Raw genomic sequence first — 14,576 nt, 5'->3', positions numbered from 1 at the left:
GGGTATGGCAGAGAGTTCCTGGTCGCTCGGCCGCGCACTGCGCGGCATGTTCGTGAAGCCGACGATCGATGAGACGACATGGGAAGACCTCGAGACCGCGCTGCTGACCGCCGACTTCGGGCCCGACATCACCGAGCGCATCGTCGATGAGCTGCGTGAGAAGGTCGAGCGCTATCACACGACCGATCCGAAGGACCTGCAGCGCATGCTCCGTGAGACCCTCGAGGAGCACTTCGCGAAGTTCGACACCACCCTCCGCCTCACCGAGCGGCCGGCCGTCGTCCTCGTGGTGGGCGTGAACGGGGTGGGCAAGACGACGACCATCGGCAAGTTCGCCAAGTTCCTCCAGCGGTACGGACGAACCGTCGTCGTCGGCGCCGCCGACACCTTCCGTGCGGCCGCCGTCGACCAACTCGCCACGTGGGCCGAACGTGGCGGCGCGACGATCGTGCGTCCCCAACAGGAAGGGCAGGACCCCGCCTCGGTGGCCTTCCAGACGGTGGATCACGCCAAGCAGACCGGTACGGAGATCGTCCTCATCGACACCGCGGGCCGCCTGCACACCAAGGGTGGGCTGATGGACGAGCTCACCAAGATCCGGCGGGTCGTGGAGAAGCAGGCGCCGATCAGCGAGGTGTTGCTGGTCCTGGACGCCACGACGGGGCAGAACGGGGTCATGCAGGCCGAGGCGTTCCTCCAGCACGCCGGCGTCACCGGGTTGGTGATCACCAAGCTCGACGGGTCCGCCAAGGGCGGGTTCGTGCTCAACGTGCAGGAGCGCACCGGCATCCCGGTCAAACTCCTCGGCCAGGGCGAGGGGATCGGCGACCTGACCGGGTTCACCCCGCACGTGTTCGCGGCGTCGCTGGTGGATTGATCCGGACGACACGACCCGCAGATCTCCCCGGACGGCCGGCGTGCTGGTTTCATGGAGCACATGGCGTTCGAGCACGATTACTTCGGCCTTCTCGAGTCCGGCCCCGACGGGTCACTCTTCTGGTCGGAGGTCGTCGAGCTCGGCGACCAGGCGGTGACGGTCGATCTGACCGCCCCCGACCAAGACGACGTGTCCCCGGCGGCCTTGGATGTGGCGGCCGCGCTCATCGCCGCGCTCGAGGCGGTCGACGCGAAGGCACGCGGTGCGATGGTGTCGGAGCTCGGTGACCGCACGAGCGAGGTGATCGAGTACATCCTGCAACAGCAGGAGGCGCTCGGCGACGAGCTCGAGGGGATGCTCGTCGACATCAGCGGCGACACGCACGTCGACATCATCCGGTCCCTGCAGATCATGAGCATGACGATCCTGGCCGACGAGCTGGGCGGGAAAGATCCGTTCGTCGTCCTCGAGTACGCTCTCGACCCCGACGCGACCGACGACGTCCTGCTGGTGAACCTGGACTCCGACGGCGAGATCCTCTCGGTCTCCAGCGCCGACTGACGCCACCCCGCCGACGCGACACCCCCGGAACACGCCGCGGTGCGCGGTCTCGCGCGTCGGATGCGGTCTGTCGGTACGCGGCGATCGGCGCCGGTCGATACCGTGGAGCGGTGGACACCGGAACACGCGTCGGCCGCCCGCGGGCATCGTCGCGGGAGACCCTCGCCGAAGCCGCCTGCGAGCTCTTCCTCGAGCAGGGCTTCGCGGCGACCTCGATCGTGGACATCACCCGCCGCGCCGGGGTGAGCAGATCGAGTTTCTTCAACTACTTCGCCTCGAAGTCCGACGTGCTGTGGAGCGGCTTCGACGAACGACTCGACGTGCTCACGCGGACGCTCCGCGGCGGGGCGGACGTGGATGCCGCGCTGCGGGCGTTCGCCGTCGACTTCGCACCCGACAGCCTCGCGCTCGGCATCGTCAACGCGGCCGCGATGGGCATCGAGGAAGACCTGGACGACGAACGGGCCAGACGCCAACTGCGCCTGGGGGCGTTGATCTCGGAGCGTCTGCGGGCGGCCTCCGACGACTCGGCTGCCCCGGACATCGACGGCGCGGCACGGGCCGCGGCGATCTTCACCGCGATCTGGCGCTGGGCGCAGTCGGGTCCGGGTACGGCGTCGCTTCCCGATGAGCTGTCCGCGGCGCTGGACCTGGTCGTGCCGCGCCCGCCCCGCGCGGGCGCGTAGAATCGGGGGATCATGGCGACTTTCGGCACTCTCTCCGACCGGCTCACCGAGACCTTCCGCAACCTCCGCACCAAGGGGAAGCTCACGCCCGCGGACGTCGACGGCACCGTCCGCGAGATCCGTCGCGCGCTCCTGGACGCCGACGTGGCGCTCCCGGTCGTGAAGGAGTTCACCGCCAAGGTGCGTGAGCGCGCGCTCGGCGACGAGGTCAACCGTGCCTTGAACCCGGCCCAGCAGGTGGTCCAGATCGTCAACGAGGAGCTCGTGGCGATCCTCGGCGGGCAGCAGCGACGACTCCAGTTCGCCAAGAACCCGCCCACCGTGATCATGCTCGCCGGTCTCCAGGGGTCGGGGAAGACCACCTTCGCCGGAAAGCTCGCCAAGCAGCTCGAGAAGGACGGCCACACCCCCCTTCTCGTGGCCTGTGACCTGCAGCGGCCGAACGCCGTGAACCAGTTGCAGGTGGTCGCCGAGCGTGCCGGCGCCGCGATCTACGCGCCCGAGCCGGGCAACGGCGTCGGCGACCCGGTGAAGGTCGCTCGCGACGGTGTCGAGACCGCGCGCCGCCAGCAGCACGATGTCGTGATCATCGACACCGCCGGTCGACTCGGCGTCGACCAGGAGCTGATGACCCAGGCCGCCGACATCCGCCGCGCCACCGATCCCGACGAGGTCCTGTTCGTCATCGACGCGATGATCGGTCAAGATGCCGTCACCACCGCCAAGGCCTTCCAGGACGGCGTCGACTTCACGGGTGTCGTCCTCTCCAAGCTCGACGGCGACGCGCGCGGCGGTGCCGCGCTGTCCGTGGCCTCGGTCACGGGGCGCCCGATCATCTTCGCGTCGACGGGGGAGGGGCTCGAGGACCTCGAGGCCTTCCACCCCGACCGCATGGCCAGCCGCATCCTCGACCTCGGCGACATCCTCACCCTCATCGAGCAGGCCCAGCAGGCCTTCGACGAGGAGGAGGCGCGCAAGGTTGCGGACAAGATCGCCACCGAGCAGTTCACGCTCGAGGACTTCCTCGAGCAGATGCAGCAGTTCAAGAAGATGGGCTCGATGAAGAAGATGCTCGGGATGCTCCCGGGTATGGGCCAGATGAAGCAGCAGATCGACGATTTCGACGAGCGCGAGATCGATCGCACGGAAGCCATCATCCGTTCGATGACGCCCGCCGAGCGGCGTAACCCGAAGGTGCTCAACGGATCACGTCGACTGCGCATCGCCCGCGGTTCGGGGATGACCGTCACCGATGTCAACCAGCTCGTGCAGCGATTCGAGCAGGCCGCGAAGATGATGAAGACCGTCGCGCGGGGTGGCGTGCCCAGCGTCCCCGGCATGGGTTCCATGGGAGGAAAGCCCGGCGCGTCGGCCAAGCGCGGCAACAAGAACGCGAAGAAGAAGGGCGGCTCCCGGTCGGGGAATCCCGCCAAGCGTGCCGCGGAGAACGCCGGCATCGCGTCGCAGCCGGCCGAGCCCACCGGGACCGGGTTCGGACTGGGCGGCGGTGCCGCCGGCGGCATGCCGAGCGAGGCCGACCTCGCCGAACTGCAGAAGATGCTCGGCAAGGGCTGACGCTCAGGGGCGCATCGAGGCGAGGTGTTCGCGGAGGGTGGGGCCGCTGCGGAACTCTCGGATGAGATGACGCACGACCTCGCGGAGATCGCCGTCGGCCGCGTCCGCCACCGTCAGCTGGCGTGAATAGCTCGCGCCCTCCTCGAGGATGCGCGCGACGCCCGCGTACTCCTTCGCGCACTTCAGCTCGAGCGCGATCTCGGCGTGACGTTCGAGGGTTTCGGTGAGATGTTCCCGCACCGGAACCTGAGTGCCGTCGGGGTCGACGATCACGCGGGCGTCCAGGCCGTAGCGGGCCGCGCGCCACTTGTTCTCCCGCACGTACCAGGGCTGGAGGGTGGTCAACCCCCGACCTTCGTCCAGTTCGCGGGAGAAGTGCTCGACGAGCACCTGCACGAGCGCGGCCACGGCGGCCAGCTCCGGCAACGTCGACATCCCGTCGCACGCGCGCACCTCGATGGTCCCCCAGCGCGGTGCCGGGCGGATATCCCATCGGACCTCGGAGGCATCGGCCATGACACCGGTGCGGACCATGTCGTCGAGGTAGGCCTCGAACTCCGCCCAGTCCCGCAGCGGCCAAGGAAGGCCAGCGGTCGGCAGCTGCTGGAACACCAGGGCGCGGTTGGAGGCGTAGCCGGTGCGGTCACCCGCCCAGAAGGGGCTCGACGCGGAGAGTGCCTGCAGGTGGGGAAGATACACCGACAGCGCGTTGACGATGGGGAGCACCTTGTCGACGTCGTCGACGCCCACGTGCACGTGGATGCCCCAGATCATCATGTTCCGTCCCCACCACTGGGTGCGCTCGATGAGCTCGTGGTACCGCGTCTTGTCGGTGACGTCCTGCTCGTACCACTGCGCGAACGGGTGGCTGCCCGCGCACATCATCTCGATGCCCAGCGGGTCGGTGACCGCGCGCACCGTCTCGATGGCGTCGGCGATGTCGTCGACCGCGGCGGCGACGGTGCGACCGACGCCGCTCGTCACCTCGAGCGTGTTGGTGAGCAGCTCCTGCGTGATGGTGAACCGCTCCAGGTCGGTGTCCTCGGAGAGCGCCTCGAACACCTGCGGCGCACGGGGCACCAGGTCCCCGGAGTCGCGGTCCGCGAGCATGAGTTCCCACTCAATGCCGACCGAGGACCGCGCGGATGTCGCGAAGGGCACCGTCATGTCGTCAGTCTCCCACGCCCGCGCGCGCCGGGGCGCGGATCAGTGCGACGCGCCGAGCTCGATCAGCAGCACACCGCCGGCGATGGCGACGATCCCGAGACCCATCACCCAGGTGAAGGGCTCTTTGAACAGGAAGTGCGCCAGCACCGCGGTGAGGGCGACTCCGCAGGCGGACCAGATCCCGTACGCCACGCCCACCGGCATCCCGTTGGCCAGGCACAGGAACAGCATCGTGAACGCCAGGAGGTAGGACACCACGACGGGGACGATCCACACGCGCTTCTTGAAGCCCTCGGAGGCCCGCAACGACATGGTCCCGGTGACTTCGAACACGATCGCACCGGTCAGCAGCAGCCAGGTCATCGTCGTTCCTCGGGGATCTCGGTCGATCCGGGGGTGATCGTCGCGATCACCCCGGTCGCGGGCGCCTGCCGCGAATGCGTGCTGGCCCCCATCTCCACCAGCAGCACCCCGCCGATGACGATCGCGATCCCGAGGCTCATCAGCCAGGTCAGCGGATCGCCGTACAACACGGCCGCCAGCACCGCGGTGAGCGCGACGCCGGACGCGGCCCACACGCCGTACGTGAGTCCGATCGGCGCACCGGTGCGCAGCAAAAGGGCGAGGCAGAGGAACGCGCCGGCGTAGCCGATGACGACGAGCACGATCCAGGCGGCGTGTTCGACGAGTTGTCGCAACGCGAGCGTCGCCGACACCTCCAGCACGATGGCGCCGACGAGGTACAACCATTTGGTCATGGGGAAGGACTTTCGGGCGAGGATGGGCCGTTGACCCGCTCACCCTAGCGGACGCCCTCGACGCGGCCACGACGCGGTTCGCGCGGCCGCGCCGGATCTGGCAGAATAGAGGGTCGGACCCGGTGCTCGACCCTCTATCCAGCACCGTGGGCCGTTCCAGAGCTTCCGCCGGGTGTGCACCCCACGCTCCAGGCGATCGGTTCGTTCGCTTTCACTCATTCAGGAGAATCGTGGCTGTCAAGATCCGCCTCAAGCGCCTCGGAAAGATCCGCGCGCCCTACTACCGCATCGTCGTCGCCGACTCGCGCACCAAGCGCGACGGTCGCGTGATCGAAGAGATCGGCAAGTACCACCCCACCGAGGAGCCCTCGTTCATCGAGGTCGACTCCGAGCGCGCCCAGTACTGGCTCGGCGTCGGCGCCCAGCCGACCGACCAGGTTCGCGCCATCCTCAAGCTCACCGGCGACTGGGGTCGCCACAAGGGTGACAAGGACGCCGTCTCGACGGTGAAGACCGCCGAGGCCAAGGCCGCGTTCGAGGTCGACGCCGACAAGAAGTCGGTCGTCAAGCCCAAGGCCGAGAAGAAGGCCGAGGAGCCCGCCGCCGACGCATCCGAGGACGCCGCGGCGTCCGACGAGTCCGCCGAAGCGTAATCCGTGCTCGCCGCCGCGCTCGAACACGTCGTCAAGGGGATCGTCGATCACCCCGACGACGTCCGCATCGTGTCCTCCGCGTCATCGCGAGGGGACGTCCTCGAGGTGCACGTGCACTCCGACGACCGCGGACGCGTGATCGGGCGCGGCGGACGCACCGCCAAGGCGCTGCGCACGCTCATCGCCGCGCTCGCCGACGGCCGCCGGGTCCGGGTCGACGTCGCGGATGACTGACGTGGCGCCCACCGGTGACGCCCGGCCCCCGCAGGGCTCCAAGACCCAGTTGCGCGTAGGGCGGCTGGTCAAGGCCCACGGACTCAAGGGTGCCCTGAAACTCGAGCTGTACACCGACGACCCCGACGGTCGTTTCGTCCCGGGGGCGACCTTCACGTTGCAGGTCCCGGAGTCGTCGCCGTGGCACGGGAAGCCGCTCACCGTGCGCGAATTCCGGTGGATGAACTCCCACCCGGTCGCCTTCTTCGAGGGCGTCGAGGATCGCACGGCCGCCGAAGAGCTCGTGCGTGCGATCCTTTGGATCGACGAGTCCGGCGCCTCCGACGAAGAAGACGCCTGGTACGACCATCAGCTGGTCGGCCTGGACGTGGTCCGCGACGGAGACGTCGTGGGCAGGATCGTCCGCGTGGACCACCTGCCTGCACAGGACCTCTTGGCGGTGCGCCTCTCCGACGAGCGCGAGGTGCTCGTGCCCTTCGTCAAGGCGATCGTCCCCGAGGTGGACCTCACGGCCGGGCGCCTGACCGTGACGCCCCCGGCGGGTCTCCTGGAAGACCTTCCGTCCGACGAGGTCGAACCCGCCGCTGCGGACGCCGCCACCGAGCGGGACTGAGCGCGCCATGCGCATCGACATCGTCACGATCTTCCCGGCGTTCTTCGATGTGCTGGACCTCTCGCTGATCGGCAAGGCACGCGCGCGCGGCCTGCTCGACGTGAACGTGCACGATCTGCGCGCGTGGACGCGCGATCGTCACCGCACGGTCGACGACACGCCCTACGGCGGGGGCGCCGGGATGGTCATGAAGCCCGAGCCGTGGGGCGAGGCGCTCGATGAGATCCTCACCGACGAGACGACGTTGATCGTCCCGTCGCCGGCCGGCGAGAAGTTCACCCAATCCGTCGCCCGCGAACTCTCGGCCCGACCGCACCTCGCCTTCGCGTGCGGGCGCTACGAGGGCATCGATCAACGGGTCATCGACCACTACGCCGACCGCGGGAGAGTGCGCCTGGTCAGTCTCGGTGACTACGTGCTCAACGGCGGCGAGGTGGCGGCGATGGCGATGATCGAAGCCACGACGCGGCTGATCCCCGGGGTGATCGGCAACCCCGGCAGTCTCCTCGAAGAGTCGCACGAGGAGGGGTTGCTGGAATATCCGATCTACACCAAGCCGCCGGTGTGGCGCGGTCACGAGGTGCCCGAGATCCTCCTCAGTGGCAACCACGGCGCCATCGCGCAGTGGCGCCACGAGCAGTCCGTCGCGCGAACGCGCGAGCAACGCCCCGACCTCCTCTGAGGCGGGGCCGCTCGCGGAAGCCGGGTCGGCCGTGTGTGAGGCCGAGAGGCGGGGCGTCAGTGCACGCCCAGGTGCGAACGATCCGTCAGGATGATCGGTCCGTCGGCGGTGATCGCGATCGTGTGCTCGGAGTGTGCACCGCGGGAACCGTCGGCGCTGCGCAGGGTCCAGCCGTCGTCGTCGGTGACGAGCTTGTCGGTCGACTGCAGGAACCAGGGCTCGAGTGCGAGGACCAGACCTTCGCGCAGCGGGTATCCGCGACCGGGTTTACCGTCGTTGGGCACGTGCGGGTCGCCGTGCATCTCGCGTCCGACCCCGTGCCCGCCGAAGTCGGTGTTGATCGACAGTCCCTCGGCGTGTGCGACCTCGGCGACGGCGTGGGAGATGTCTCCGATGCGGTGACCGACCGTCGCGGCCGCGATGGCGGCATCCAGCGCGCGCTCGGTGGTGTCGATGAGCGCGAGGTCTTCGTCCCGCGGCGTGCCGACGACGAACGAGACGGCCGAGTCGGCCACCCAGCCATCGACGGAGACGGCGAAGTCGAGGGTCACCAGATCGCCGTCGCGGAGCGCATAGTCGAACGGCAGGCCGTGGAGGACCGCGTCGTTGATCGAGGTGCAGATGACCTTGCCGAACGGGCTCGCCCCGAAGGACGGGTGATAGTCGATATAGCACGAGGTGGCCCCGGCACGTCGGATCAGCTCGTGCGCACGACGGTCGATCGCGAGCAGATTGGTCCCCACCTTGGTCTCCTCCCGGAGCGTCGCCAGGGTCTCGGCGACGAAACGGCCGGCGGGGCGCATCGCTTCGATCTCGGCCGGAGTGCGCAGTTCGATCATGGGGGTCCTTTCGCGTGACTGGACCCATTGTCGCCGATACCCGCGCGGGGGGCTGAGAGGATGCCCATCATCGGCCGTGCGGGCGCGCGCAAGCCGGGGGCGCGGCGTAGCATCTGGATCATGTGGCTGCGTCGTGTCGTCTTCGCGTGGCTGATCCCTGCCGCGTTCGTCCTCCCCGTGTGGCTTCTCGTGGGGTGGGCCGTCTTCGATGCGGGCGGTTGGGCCTTCTTGTGGGTGCTGTTCCTGGCCATCCCGTCGGTCTTCCTCGGCCAGCTGATCCTGAGCCTGCTCGTGAGGGCGCGGGGCACCGTCCGTGCCGAGCGCGCCGTGTCCTGGTGGGACGTCGGCGGATTCGCGCTCTGGCACGTCTCGATCGTCTCGTTGGGCTTTTTCGACCCGGCGTGGTGGGCACCGGTCATGGTCCTCGCGCTGTTCGTCGCGGCGGGACTGTTCTGGCTCGAGCTGTGGCAGCTGTGGCGGGAGGCGCGCCCGGCCGCGGTCTACTTCCGTACCGACCCGTCGGCCGTGCCGGGGGCCGCGACGACGCGAGGTCGTGCGGGGGAGTCGACCGGCGACGATCAAGATGTCTTCGTCATCGCCGAGAGCGGCGAGACGCCGGGCGACCACGGGAGCCGCGGCTGACGCACGCGGTTTGGCCGCCGGTCGGATCCATGGCAGAATCGACGTTTGTGCCCTGACCGCTCTGCCTCAGGGGAGTCAGCGCCGGAGAGATCCGAGACGCTCGGGCACACACCCTCCTTTCCGAATATCCCGCGGTCGACCTGTGGCGGCCGCAGAGAGACACGATCATGCAGATCCTCGACTCCGTCGATGCGGCATCGCTCCGCAACGACATCCCCGACTTCGCCCCCGGTGACACCGTCAAGGTGCACGTCAACATCACCGAGGGGAACCGCTCGCGCGTCCAGGTGTTCCAGGGCGTCGTCCTCGGACGCCAGGGTGACGGCGTGCGCGAGACCTTCACCGTCCGCAAGATCAGCTTCCAGGTGGGCGTGGAGCGCACCTTCCCGGTGCACAGCCCCGTGATCGACCACATCGAGGTCGTCACCCGCGGTGACGTGCGTCGCGCGAAGCTCTACTACCTGCGCAACCTGCGCGGCAAGAAGGCCAAGATCAAGGAGAAGCGCGGAAACTGACGCGCTCCTCGACCAGACCCCCGGCGACACGACGCCGGGGGTCTCGTCTTTTCCGCCACGATGCGGGTGCGCCGCGCACCCCGGTGCACACGAGGATGTGCGAACCTAAAGGAGCCGCCCGGGAGGGTGGTGTGGAGGGGACACGACCAGATGACGACAGAGAAGACCGGGACACCGCCGTCCGGTGCGGAGGACGACGAGGGGATCGAACGCCCCCGGGGACGCACCCGCGGAGTGCTCGTGTTCCTGCGCGACGTGTTGATCATCGTCCTGGTGGCGCTCCTGGTCTCGTTCCTGGTCAAGACGTTCCTGGTCCGGTCGTTCTACATCCCGTCCGGGTCGATGGAGGACACCCTCGAAGTCGACGACCGCATCCTGGTCGACGAGATCACACCGCGGTTCGGCGACTACGAGCGCGGTGACATCGTCGTGTTCGAGGACCCCGGCGGGTGGCTGCCACCGAGCGAGGAACCCGACCGCGGGATGCTCCTGGACACGGGGGAGTGGCTGCTCTCCCTGATCGGACTCGCGGCTCCCGACAGCGACGACCATCTCGTCAAGCGCATCATCGGGTTGCCCGGCGACGAGGTCGTGTGCTGCAACGACGTCGGTCAGATCACCGTGAACGGCGTGGCGATCGATGAGACGGTCTACCTCAAACTCCCCACGCCGGTCTCCCCGGCCTCGGGGGAGGAGTTCGACGTCGTCGTGCCCGAGGACGGTCTGTGGGTGCTGGGCGACAACCGCTACCGGTCCAAGGACAGCCGCTTCAACCAGGACCAGCCGGGCGAGGGGTTCGTGCCGATGGAGAACCTGGTCGGGCGTGCGTTCCTGATCACGTGGCCCTTCGACAGGTTCGGCCTGCTCGATTCCCACCACGAGGTCTTCGCGGGTGTGCCCGACGATCCGCCGACGGACGAGGCCGAGGGGGAGTCCGCGCCGTGACGGTCGTGGCACCGCGGCTCACGCGGGAACGCCGGTTGCTGCGCGAGCACGCCCTGGTCATCGCCTGCGACGAGGTCGGCCGCGGTGCACTCGCAGGTCCGGTCGCCGTCGGTGCGGCGGTGATCGACCCCGCAGGTGCGCGCACGCGTGTGCCGGAGGGCCTGCGCGATTCGAAGCTGGTCGCCGAGGCCCGGCGGCCGGATGTGGCGGCACGCGCCGCGTCGTGGGTCGCCGCAAGCGCGGTGGGCTGGGCCAGCGCCGCCGAGATCGACGAGGTCGGGATCATGCGCGCACTCGGGTTGGCCTCGTTGCGGGCGATCGGCGACCTGCGTGCGCACGGCGTCGTCGCCGAGGACGCGATCGTCATCCTCGACGGCAACCACGACTACATCACTCCGGCCGGAGGAGCCGGGCTCACCGTGACACCCGTCATCAAAGCCGACCGCGACTGTGCGAGCGCGGCGGCGGCGTCGGTCATCGCGAAGGTGGCCCGCGACACGCTCATGACCGATCTCCACGAAGAGCTCCCGGCCTACCGGTGGGCGCGCAACAAGGGGTACGCCAGCCCGGATCATCGCGAGGCGATCCGGCGGCACGGGATGAGCCCGCACCACCGCGCATCGTGGTCGATCGCGGCCGCCCCCACCCTCTTCTGACGGTCCCGCGCGCCGATCAATCCCAGTCGAGGTAGTCCTCGATCGGCCAAGCCGTCTCGCCGACGTGGGTGAGGGGGAACAGGTCCATGGCGCCGTCGATGGTCTTCACACTCACGCGTTCGGGAGCGCTCGCGCGGAGCGCTTCGCCGTGCGACGGGGGCATCACCGCGTCGTCGGCGCCCTGGATCACCAGAACCGGGATGCCCGGGGCGAGGGTGTGGGCGGCCACGTCGGGGGTGTTCTGGCGCGCACCGTGCTGCATGCGCAGGCGCGCCTGGTCGTAGGCGTTCTCGGGGATCTCCGACAGCGGAGAGACCGACACGGGCGCCTCCCCCTCGACCGCGAGCAGAAGAACGCCGGAGGCGCGCGAGGGGTGGTCCAGGGCGACTGTACGCGCGAGTGTTCCGCCGAAGCCGTGCCCGCCGACCCAGGGGCGGGTGAGCCCGATGTGGTCCATCACATCGACGACATCCTGCGCGAGATCGTGGAGCGTGGGTGTGAGGTCGGCGGCCGGTTCACGAGTTCCGATGCGGACGACGCGGAAGTCCTCCTCGCCGAGCGCCTCGGCGAGCAACCCGAGGTATCCGATCCGCAACCCGGCACCGGGCAGGAGCACCAGTGTCGGTCCGTCACGCTGATCGTCAGCGAACGGGATGGCGCGTCCGTGCGGTTCGAAGATCTGCGTCTCTGCCACGGGTATCGAGTCCTTTCAGTGGTGCGGGAGCGTGCCGCGGACCTCAACGCTACGCGAACGGCGGCGAGATCCCGCGACGTGATCCGCCGGTTCGCACAGCCCCTTCTCGGTCCTAGGATGGAGGGATCATGGATGACGAAGTCTTCGAGGACTACGACCGCGAACTCGAGCTTGCTCTGTACAAGGAGTACCGCGATGTCGTCTCCCAATTCCAATACGTCATCGAGACGGAGCGGCGGTTCTATCTCGCCAATGACGTCAATGTCGTGCGTCGCGACAGCGAGCACGACTTCTATTTCGAGATCACGATGACCGACGTGTGGGTGTGGGACATCTACCGGGCGGACCGCTTCGTGAAGTCGGTGCGGGTACTGACCTTCAAGGACGTCAACGTCGAGGAACTCACGCGTCGCGACTTCCGGCTGCCCGACGAGCTGTCACTGGACGGCTGATTCCTCCACATCCCGTGGCCGGATCGGTCGCTCCACCGTTCTCGTCGCCGGCACCCGCGCGTGGTGCGGGACGGGGCATGCTCGGGCCGTGGCGGCGAAGGACGATCTCGGCAGAGCGGGCGAGCAGTTCGCCCACGACCATCTCCTCGCGAGAGGGTACGTGGTCCTGGATCGGAACTGGCGTTGTGCCGAGGGCGAGATCGACATCGTCGCCCGCGAGGGCCGGGACCTCGTCGTCGTGGAGGTCAAGACCCGTCGCTCGCTCGGCTACGGCCATCCCTTCGACGCGGTGGACGAGCGCAAGCGGGCGCGGTTGTGGCGGCTCGGGCACGCCTGGATGCGCGGACACCGTGAGCAGACCCGGGGTCTGCGGGTGCGGGTCGACGTCGTCGGCGTGATCGGCACGCCGCCGCGGCCGGCGACGCTGGAACACCTCCGCGATCTGCGCTGACGCGGCGCGAGCGGTGCGCCGGGACCTCTCCTCCCCATCCGCTCGCGCGCGCCCCGCATCCACCGATGCCCGGGACCGTACCCGATACTCCTCCGACTCGCCCAGAGTCGTCACATGACCCGTTCCCCCCTGACCCCGACCCGCCCGTGACCGTCGCCCGGACGTGGGCGGTGGCACTCCACGGCGCCGTCGGCTCGATCGTCGAGGTCGAGGCCGATCTGTCGAACCAGACGCCCGACCTGCGCATCATCGGCCTCGCAGACAAGGCCCTCAACGAGTCGGCGCGACGCGTGCACAACGCCTGCCAGAACAGCGACCTGCCACTTCCGCGTCGACGGCTGACCGTGAACCTGTCGCCGGCGAACCTCCCCAAGCACGGCTCGTCCTTCGACCTGGCGATCGCGGTGGCCGCCATCGCGACCGAGACCGACCTCGATGTCGCCTCGATTTCGCGGACGGTCCACATCGGCGAGCTCGGCTTGGACGGACGACTTCGCCCCGTGCCGGGCGTTTTGCCGGCGGTGGTGGCGGCCGCGCGCGCGGGCTTCCATCGCGTGGTGGTGCCGCACGCCAATCGCGAAGAGGCCGACCTGGTCGCGGGCATCGACGCGCGCGGGGTCGGCACGCTCGCGGAGGTGGCGGCCCTCCACGGCGCCGACGTCGAGGTGCCCGACGGCGAACCGGTTCCCCCAGCCGTGTCGCCCGCGCGGATCGAGGAGGTGCCCGACCTCGCCGAGGTCATCGGGCAGGAGGACGCCGTGGAAGCGTTGACCGTGGCCGCCGCCGGCGGGCACCACCTTCTCATGTCCGGACCACCCGGTGCCGGGAAGACCATGCTCGCCCGTCGCCTGCCGGGGATCCTGCCCGAGCTGGACGACGCGGCCGCCCTCGCCGTCGCGACGATCCGCTCGCTGACCGAGGGGGGCATCACCTCGCTGCCCCGCATCCCCCCGTTCGAGGCCCCGCATCACAGCGCGTCCACCGCGGCCCTCGTCGGCGGCGGCAGTCGGGTGATCCATCCCGGCGCGGTGGCGCGTGCGAGCGAGGGGGTGCTCTTCCTCGACGAGGCGGGAGAGTTCAGCGGACACGCGCTGGATGCGCTGCGTCAACCCCTCGAGACCGGTGTGATCGAGATCCACCGATCGGGGGCGGTGGCGAGCTTCCCGGCGCGGTTCCAGCTCGTGGCCCATTGTGTATGACTAGACAGTGTCCGGTGTCGCGTGCGTCCCCGCTTCGCCCCCGTCCACGGGGCAGCGAGGGCTCCAGCATGTTGCGCGGCATGCGGGACGATGCGCTCCGCGAACTGGCGCCGGATTCTGCGCCAAGCCCGAGAACGCGTTGAAGGGCACGGGCTCCATCGAGTGGGAGCGCTTCGAATTCGAACGAGTAGCGCCGAACTGAGCGATCAGTCGCATCGCGATCGCGATCTCGAGTTGGTTGTCCGTGCCGCTAGATAGCATGAGATTCATCGATGCACCGGGGCCCTCCCAGCGCGAACGACAGTCGTACGACGACGCCGCCTCAGGCTGCGTCGAAGCCTGAGGAGCGCAGTGCCCCCGAAGATGAAGCACACACA

General features: G+C 69.0%; 20 protein-coding genes. 15 read left to right on the top strand and 5 right to left on the bottom strand.

Going from position 1 to position 14,576, the window contains the following annotated elements; all coding sequences use genetic code 11:
• Positions 1 to 4: 4 nt before the first annotated feature.
• From ftsY to ffh, 4 genes are all read left to right on the top strand, one after another.
• Entirely contained in the window at positions 5 to 877 is an 873-nt protein-coding gene (gene ftsY, locus ABD204_RS12235) for a signal recognition particle-docking protein FtsY (RefSeq protein ID WP_194424612.1), read from the top strand.
• Between the two features lie 60 nt (positions 878 to 937).
• On the top strand, positions 938 to 1,438 hold the full coding sequence (locus ABD204_RS12230; RefSeq protein ID WP_194424613.1) for a DUF2004 domain-containing protein: 501 nt from the start codon (positions 938 to 940) through the stop codon (positions 1,436 to 1,438).
• Positions 1,439 to 1,548: 110 nt separating this feature from the next.
• On the top strand, positions 1,549 to 2,124 hold the full coding sequence (locus tag ABD204_RS12225) for a TetR/AcrR family transcriptional regulator (protein ID WP_194424614.1): 576 nt from the start codon (positions 1,549 to 1,551) through the stop codon (positions 2,122 to 2,124).
• Between the two features lie 12 nt (positions 2,125 to 2,136).
• A complete protein-coding gene (ffh, locus tag ABD204_RS12220; RefSeq protein ID WP_194424615.1) occupies positions 2,137 to 3,699 on the top strand; it encodes a signal recognition particle protein in 1,563 nt (520 codons plus the stop codon).
• Positions 3,700 to 3,702: 3 nt separating this feature from the next.
• Here ffh and ABD204_RS12215 read toward each other — a convergent pair whose 3' ends face one another.
• Genes ABD204_RS12215 through ABD204_RS12205 form a run of 3 tightly spaced genes read right to left on the bottom strand, consistent with a single transcriptional unit; the run spans position 3,703 to position 5,624 of the window.
• Positions 3,703 to 4,866 (bottom strand): glutamate--cysteine ligase, encoded by a 1,164-nt coding sequence (locus ABD204_RS12215; RefSeq protein ID WP_194424616.1) that lies wholly within the window; start codon positions 4,864 to 4,866, stop codon positions 3,703 to 3,705.
• A gap of 39 nt (positions 4,867 to 4,905) precedes the next feature.
• Entirely contained in the window at positions 4,906 to 5,229 is a 324-nt protein-coding gene (locus ABD204_RS12210; RefSeq protein WP_194424617.1) for a DMT family transporter, read from the bottom strand.
• The gene (locus tag ABD204_RS12205; protein WP_194424618.1) at positions 5,226 to 5,624 is read right to left on the bottom strand and encodes a DMT family transporter; all 399 of its coding nucleotides are present in this window, start codon (positions 5,622 to 5,624) and stop codon (positions 5,226 to 5,228) included. The genes ABD204_RS12210 and ABD204_RS12205 overlap by 4 nt, the downstream gene beginning before the upstream one ends.
• Before the next feature lie 230 nt (positions 5,625 to 5,854).
• Between ABD204_RS12205 and rpsP the strand changes: the two genes are divergently transcribed.
• From rpsP to trmD, 4 genes are read left to right on the top strand one after another with little or no spacing between them, the layout of a single operon-like run.
• Complete coding sequence (gene rpsP / locus ABD204_RS12200; protein WP_194424619.1) at positions 5,855 to 6,277, top strand: 30S ribosomal protein S16; 423 nt, start codon at positions 5,855 to 5,857, stop codon at positions 6,275 to 6,277.
• A 3-nt stretch (positions 6,278 to 6,280) separates the two neighbouring features.
• A complete protein-coding gene (locus ABD204_RS12195; RefSeq protein WP_194424620.1) occupies positions 6,281 to 6,511 on the top strand; it encodes an RNA-binding protein in 231 nt (76 codons plus the stop codon).
• The gene (rimM, locus tag ABD204_RS12190) at positions 6,504 to 7,124 is read left to right on the top strand and encodes a ribosome maturation factor RimM (protein WP_194424621.1); all 621 of its coding nucleotides are present in this window, start codon (positions 6,504 to 6,506) and stop codon (positions 7,122 to 7,124) included. Before ABD204_RS12195 ends, rimM begins: the two co-directional genes overlap by 8 nt.
• 7 nt (positions 7,125 to 7,131) lie before the next feature.
• Positions 7,132 to 7,806, top strand: a complete 675-nt coding sequence (gene trmD, locus ABD204_RS12185; RefSeq protein ID WP_194424622.1) for a tRNA (guanosine(37)-N1)-methyltransferase TrmD — start codon at positions 7,132 to 7,134, stop codon at positions 7,804 to 7,806.
• Positions 7,807 to 7,862: 56 nt separating this feature from the next.
• Here trmD and map read toward each other — a convergent pair whose 3' ends face one another.
• Positions 7,863 to 8,645 (bottom strand): type I methionyl aminopeptidase, encoded by a 783-nt coding sequence (gene map, locus ABD204_RS12180; RefSeq protein ID WP_194424623.1) that lies wholly within the window; start codon positions 8,643 to 8,645, stop codon positions 7,863 to 7,865.
• A gap of 60 nt (positions 8,646 to 8,705) precedes the next feature.
• Between map and ABD204_RS12175 the strand changes: the two genes are divergently transcribed.
• The 4 genes from ABD204_RS12175 to ABD204_RS12160 all read left to right on the top strand — a co-directional run bounded on the left by ABD204_RS12175 (position 8,706) and on the right by ABD204_RS12160 (position 11,403).
• Positions 8,706 to 9,287: an MFS transporter permease gene (locus ABD204_RS12175; protein ID WP_241747985.1), complete on the top strand. Its 582-nt coding sequence runs from the start codon at positions 8,706 to 8,708 to the stop codon at positions 9,285 to 9,287.
• A gap of 167 nt (positions 9,288 to 9,454) precedes the next feature.
• Positions 9,455 to 9,802, top strand: a complete 348-nt coding sequence (rplS, locus tag ABD204_RS12170) for a 50S ribosomal protein L19 (RefSeq protein ID WP_194424624.1) — start codon at positions 9,455 to 9,457, stop codon at positions 9,800 to 9,802.
• 150 nt (positions 9,803 to 9,952) lie between these two features.
• Positions 9,953 to 10,747, top strand: a complete 795-nt coding sequence (lepB, locus tag ABD204_RS12165; protein WP_194424625.1) for a signal peptidase I — start codon at positions 9,953 to 9,955, stop codon at positions 10,745 to 10,747.
• On the top strand, positions 10,744 to 11,403 hold the full coding sequence (locus ABD204_RS12160; RefSeq protein WP_194424626.1) for a ribonuclease HII: 660 nt from the start codon (positions 10,744 to 10,746) through the stop codon (positions 11,401 to 11,403). Before lepB ends, ABD204_RS12160 begins: the two co-directional genes overlap by 4 nt.
• A gap of 16 nt (positions 11,404 to 11,419) precedes the next feature.
• Here ABD204_RS12160 and ABD204_RS12155 read toward each other — a convergent pair whose 3' ends face one another.
• Positions 11,420 to 12,097, bottom strand: coding sequence for an alpha/beta fold hydrolase (locus tag ABD204_RS12155; RefSeq protein WP_322597601.1), 678 nt, complete (start codon positions 12,095 to 12,097; stop codon positions 11,420 to 11,422).
• Between the two features lie 128 nt (positions 12,098 to 12,225).
• On the opposite strand from ABD204_RS12155, the gene ABD204_RS12150 reads away from it, so the two are divergent.
• The 3 genes from ABD204_RS12150 (at position 12,226) to ABD204_RS12140 (ending at position 14,199) form a co-directional block, all read left to right on the top strand.
• Positions 12,226 to 12,549 (top strand): DUF2469 family protein, encoded by a 324-nt coding sequence (locus tag ABD204_RS12150; protein ID WP_194424627.1) that lies wholly within the window; start codon positions 12,226 to 12,228, stop codon positions 12,547 to 12,549.
• Positions 12,550 to 12,637: 88 nt separating this feature from the next.
• Positions 12,638 to 13,000 carry a YraN family protein gene (locus ABD204_RS12145; protein ID WP_194424628.1) on the top strand — a complete coding sequence of 121 codons (363 nt, stop codon included), beginning with the start codon at positions 12,638 to 12,640 and terminating at the stop codon, positions 12,998 to 13,000.
• Between the two features lie 146 nt (positions 13,001 to 13,146).
• The gene (locus ABD204_RS12140; RefSeq protein ID WP_194424629.1) at positions 13,147 to 14,199 is read left to right on the top strand and encodes a YifB family Mg chelatase-like AAA ATPase; all 1,053 of its coding nucleotides are present in this window, start codon (positions 13,147 to 13,149) and stop codon (positions 14,197 to 14,199) included.
• Positions 14,200 to 14,576: the final 377 nt, after the last annotated feature.

Source organism: Microbacterium aquimaris, from assembly GCF_039531285.1.
Taxonomy (GTDB): Bacteria; Actinomycetota; Actinomycetes; order Actinomycetales; family Microbacteriaceae; genus Microbacterium; species Microbacterium aquimaris.
The sequence above is the reverse complement of the archived record's forward strand: the minus strand, read 5'-3'. Positions and strand labels throughout refer to the sequence as shown.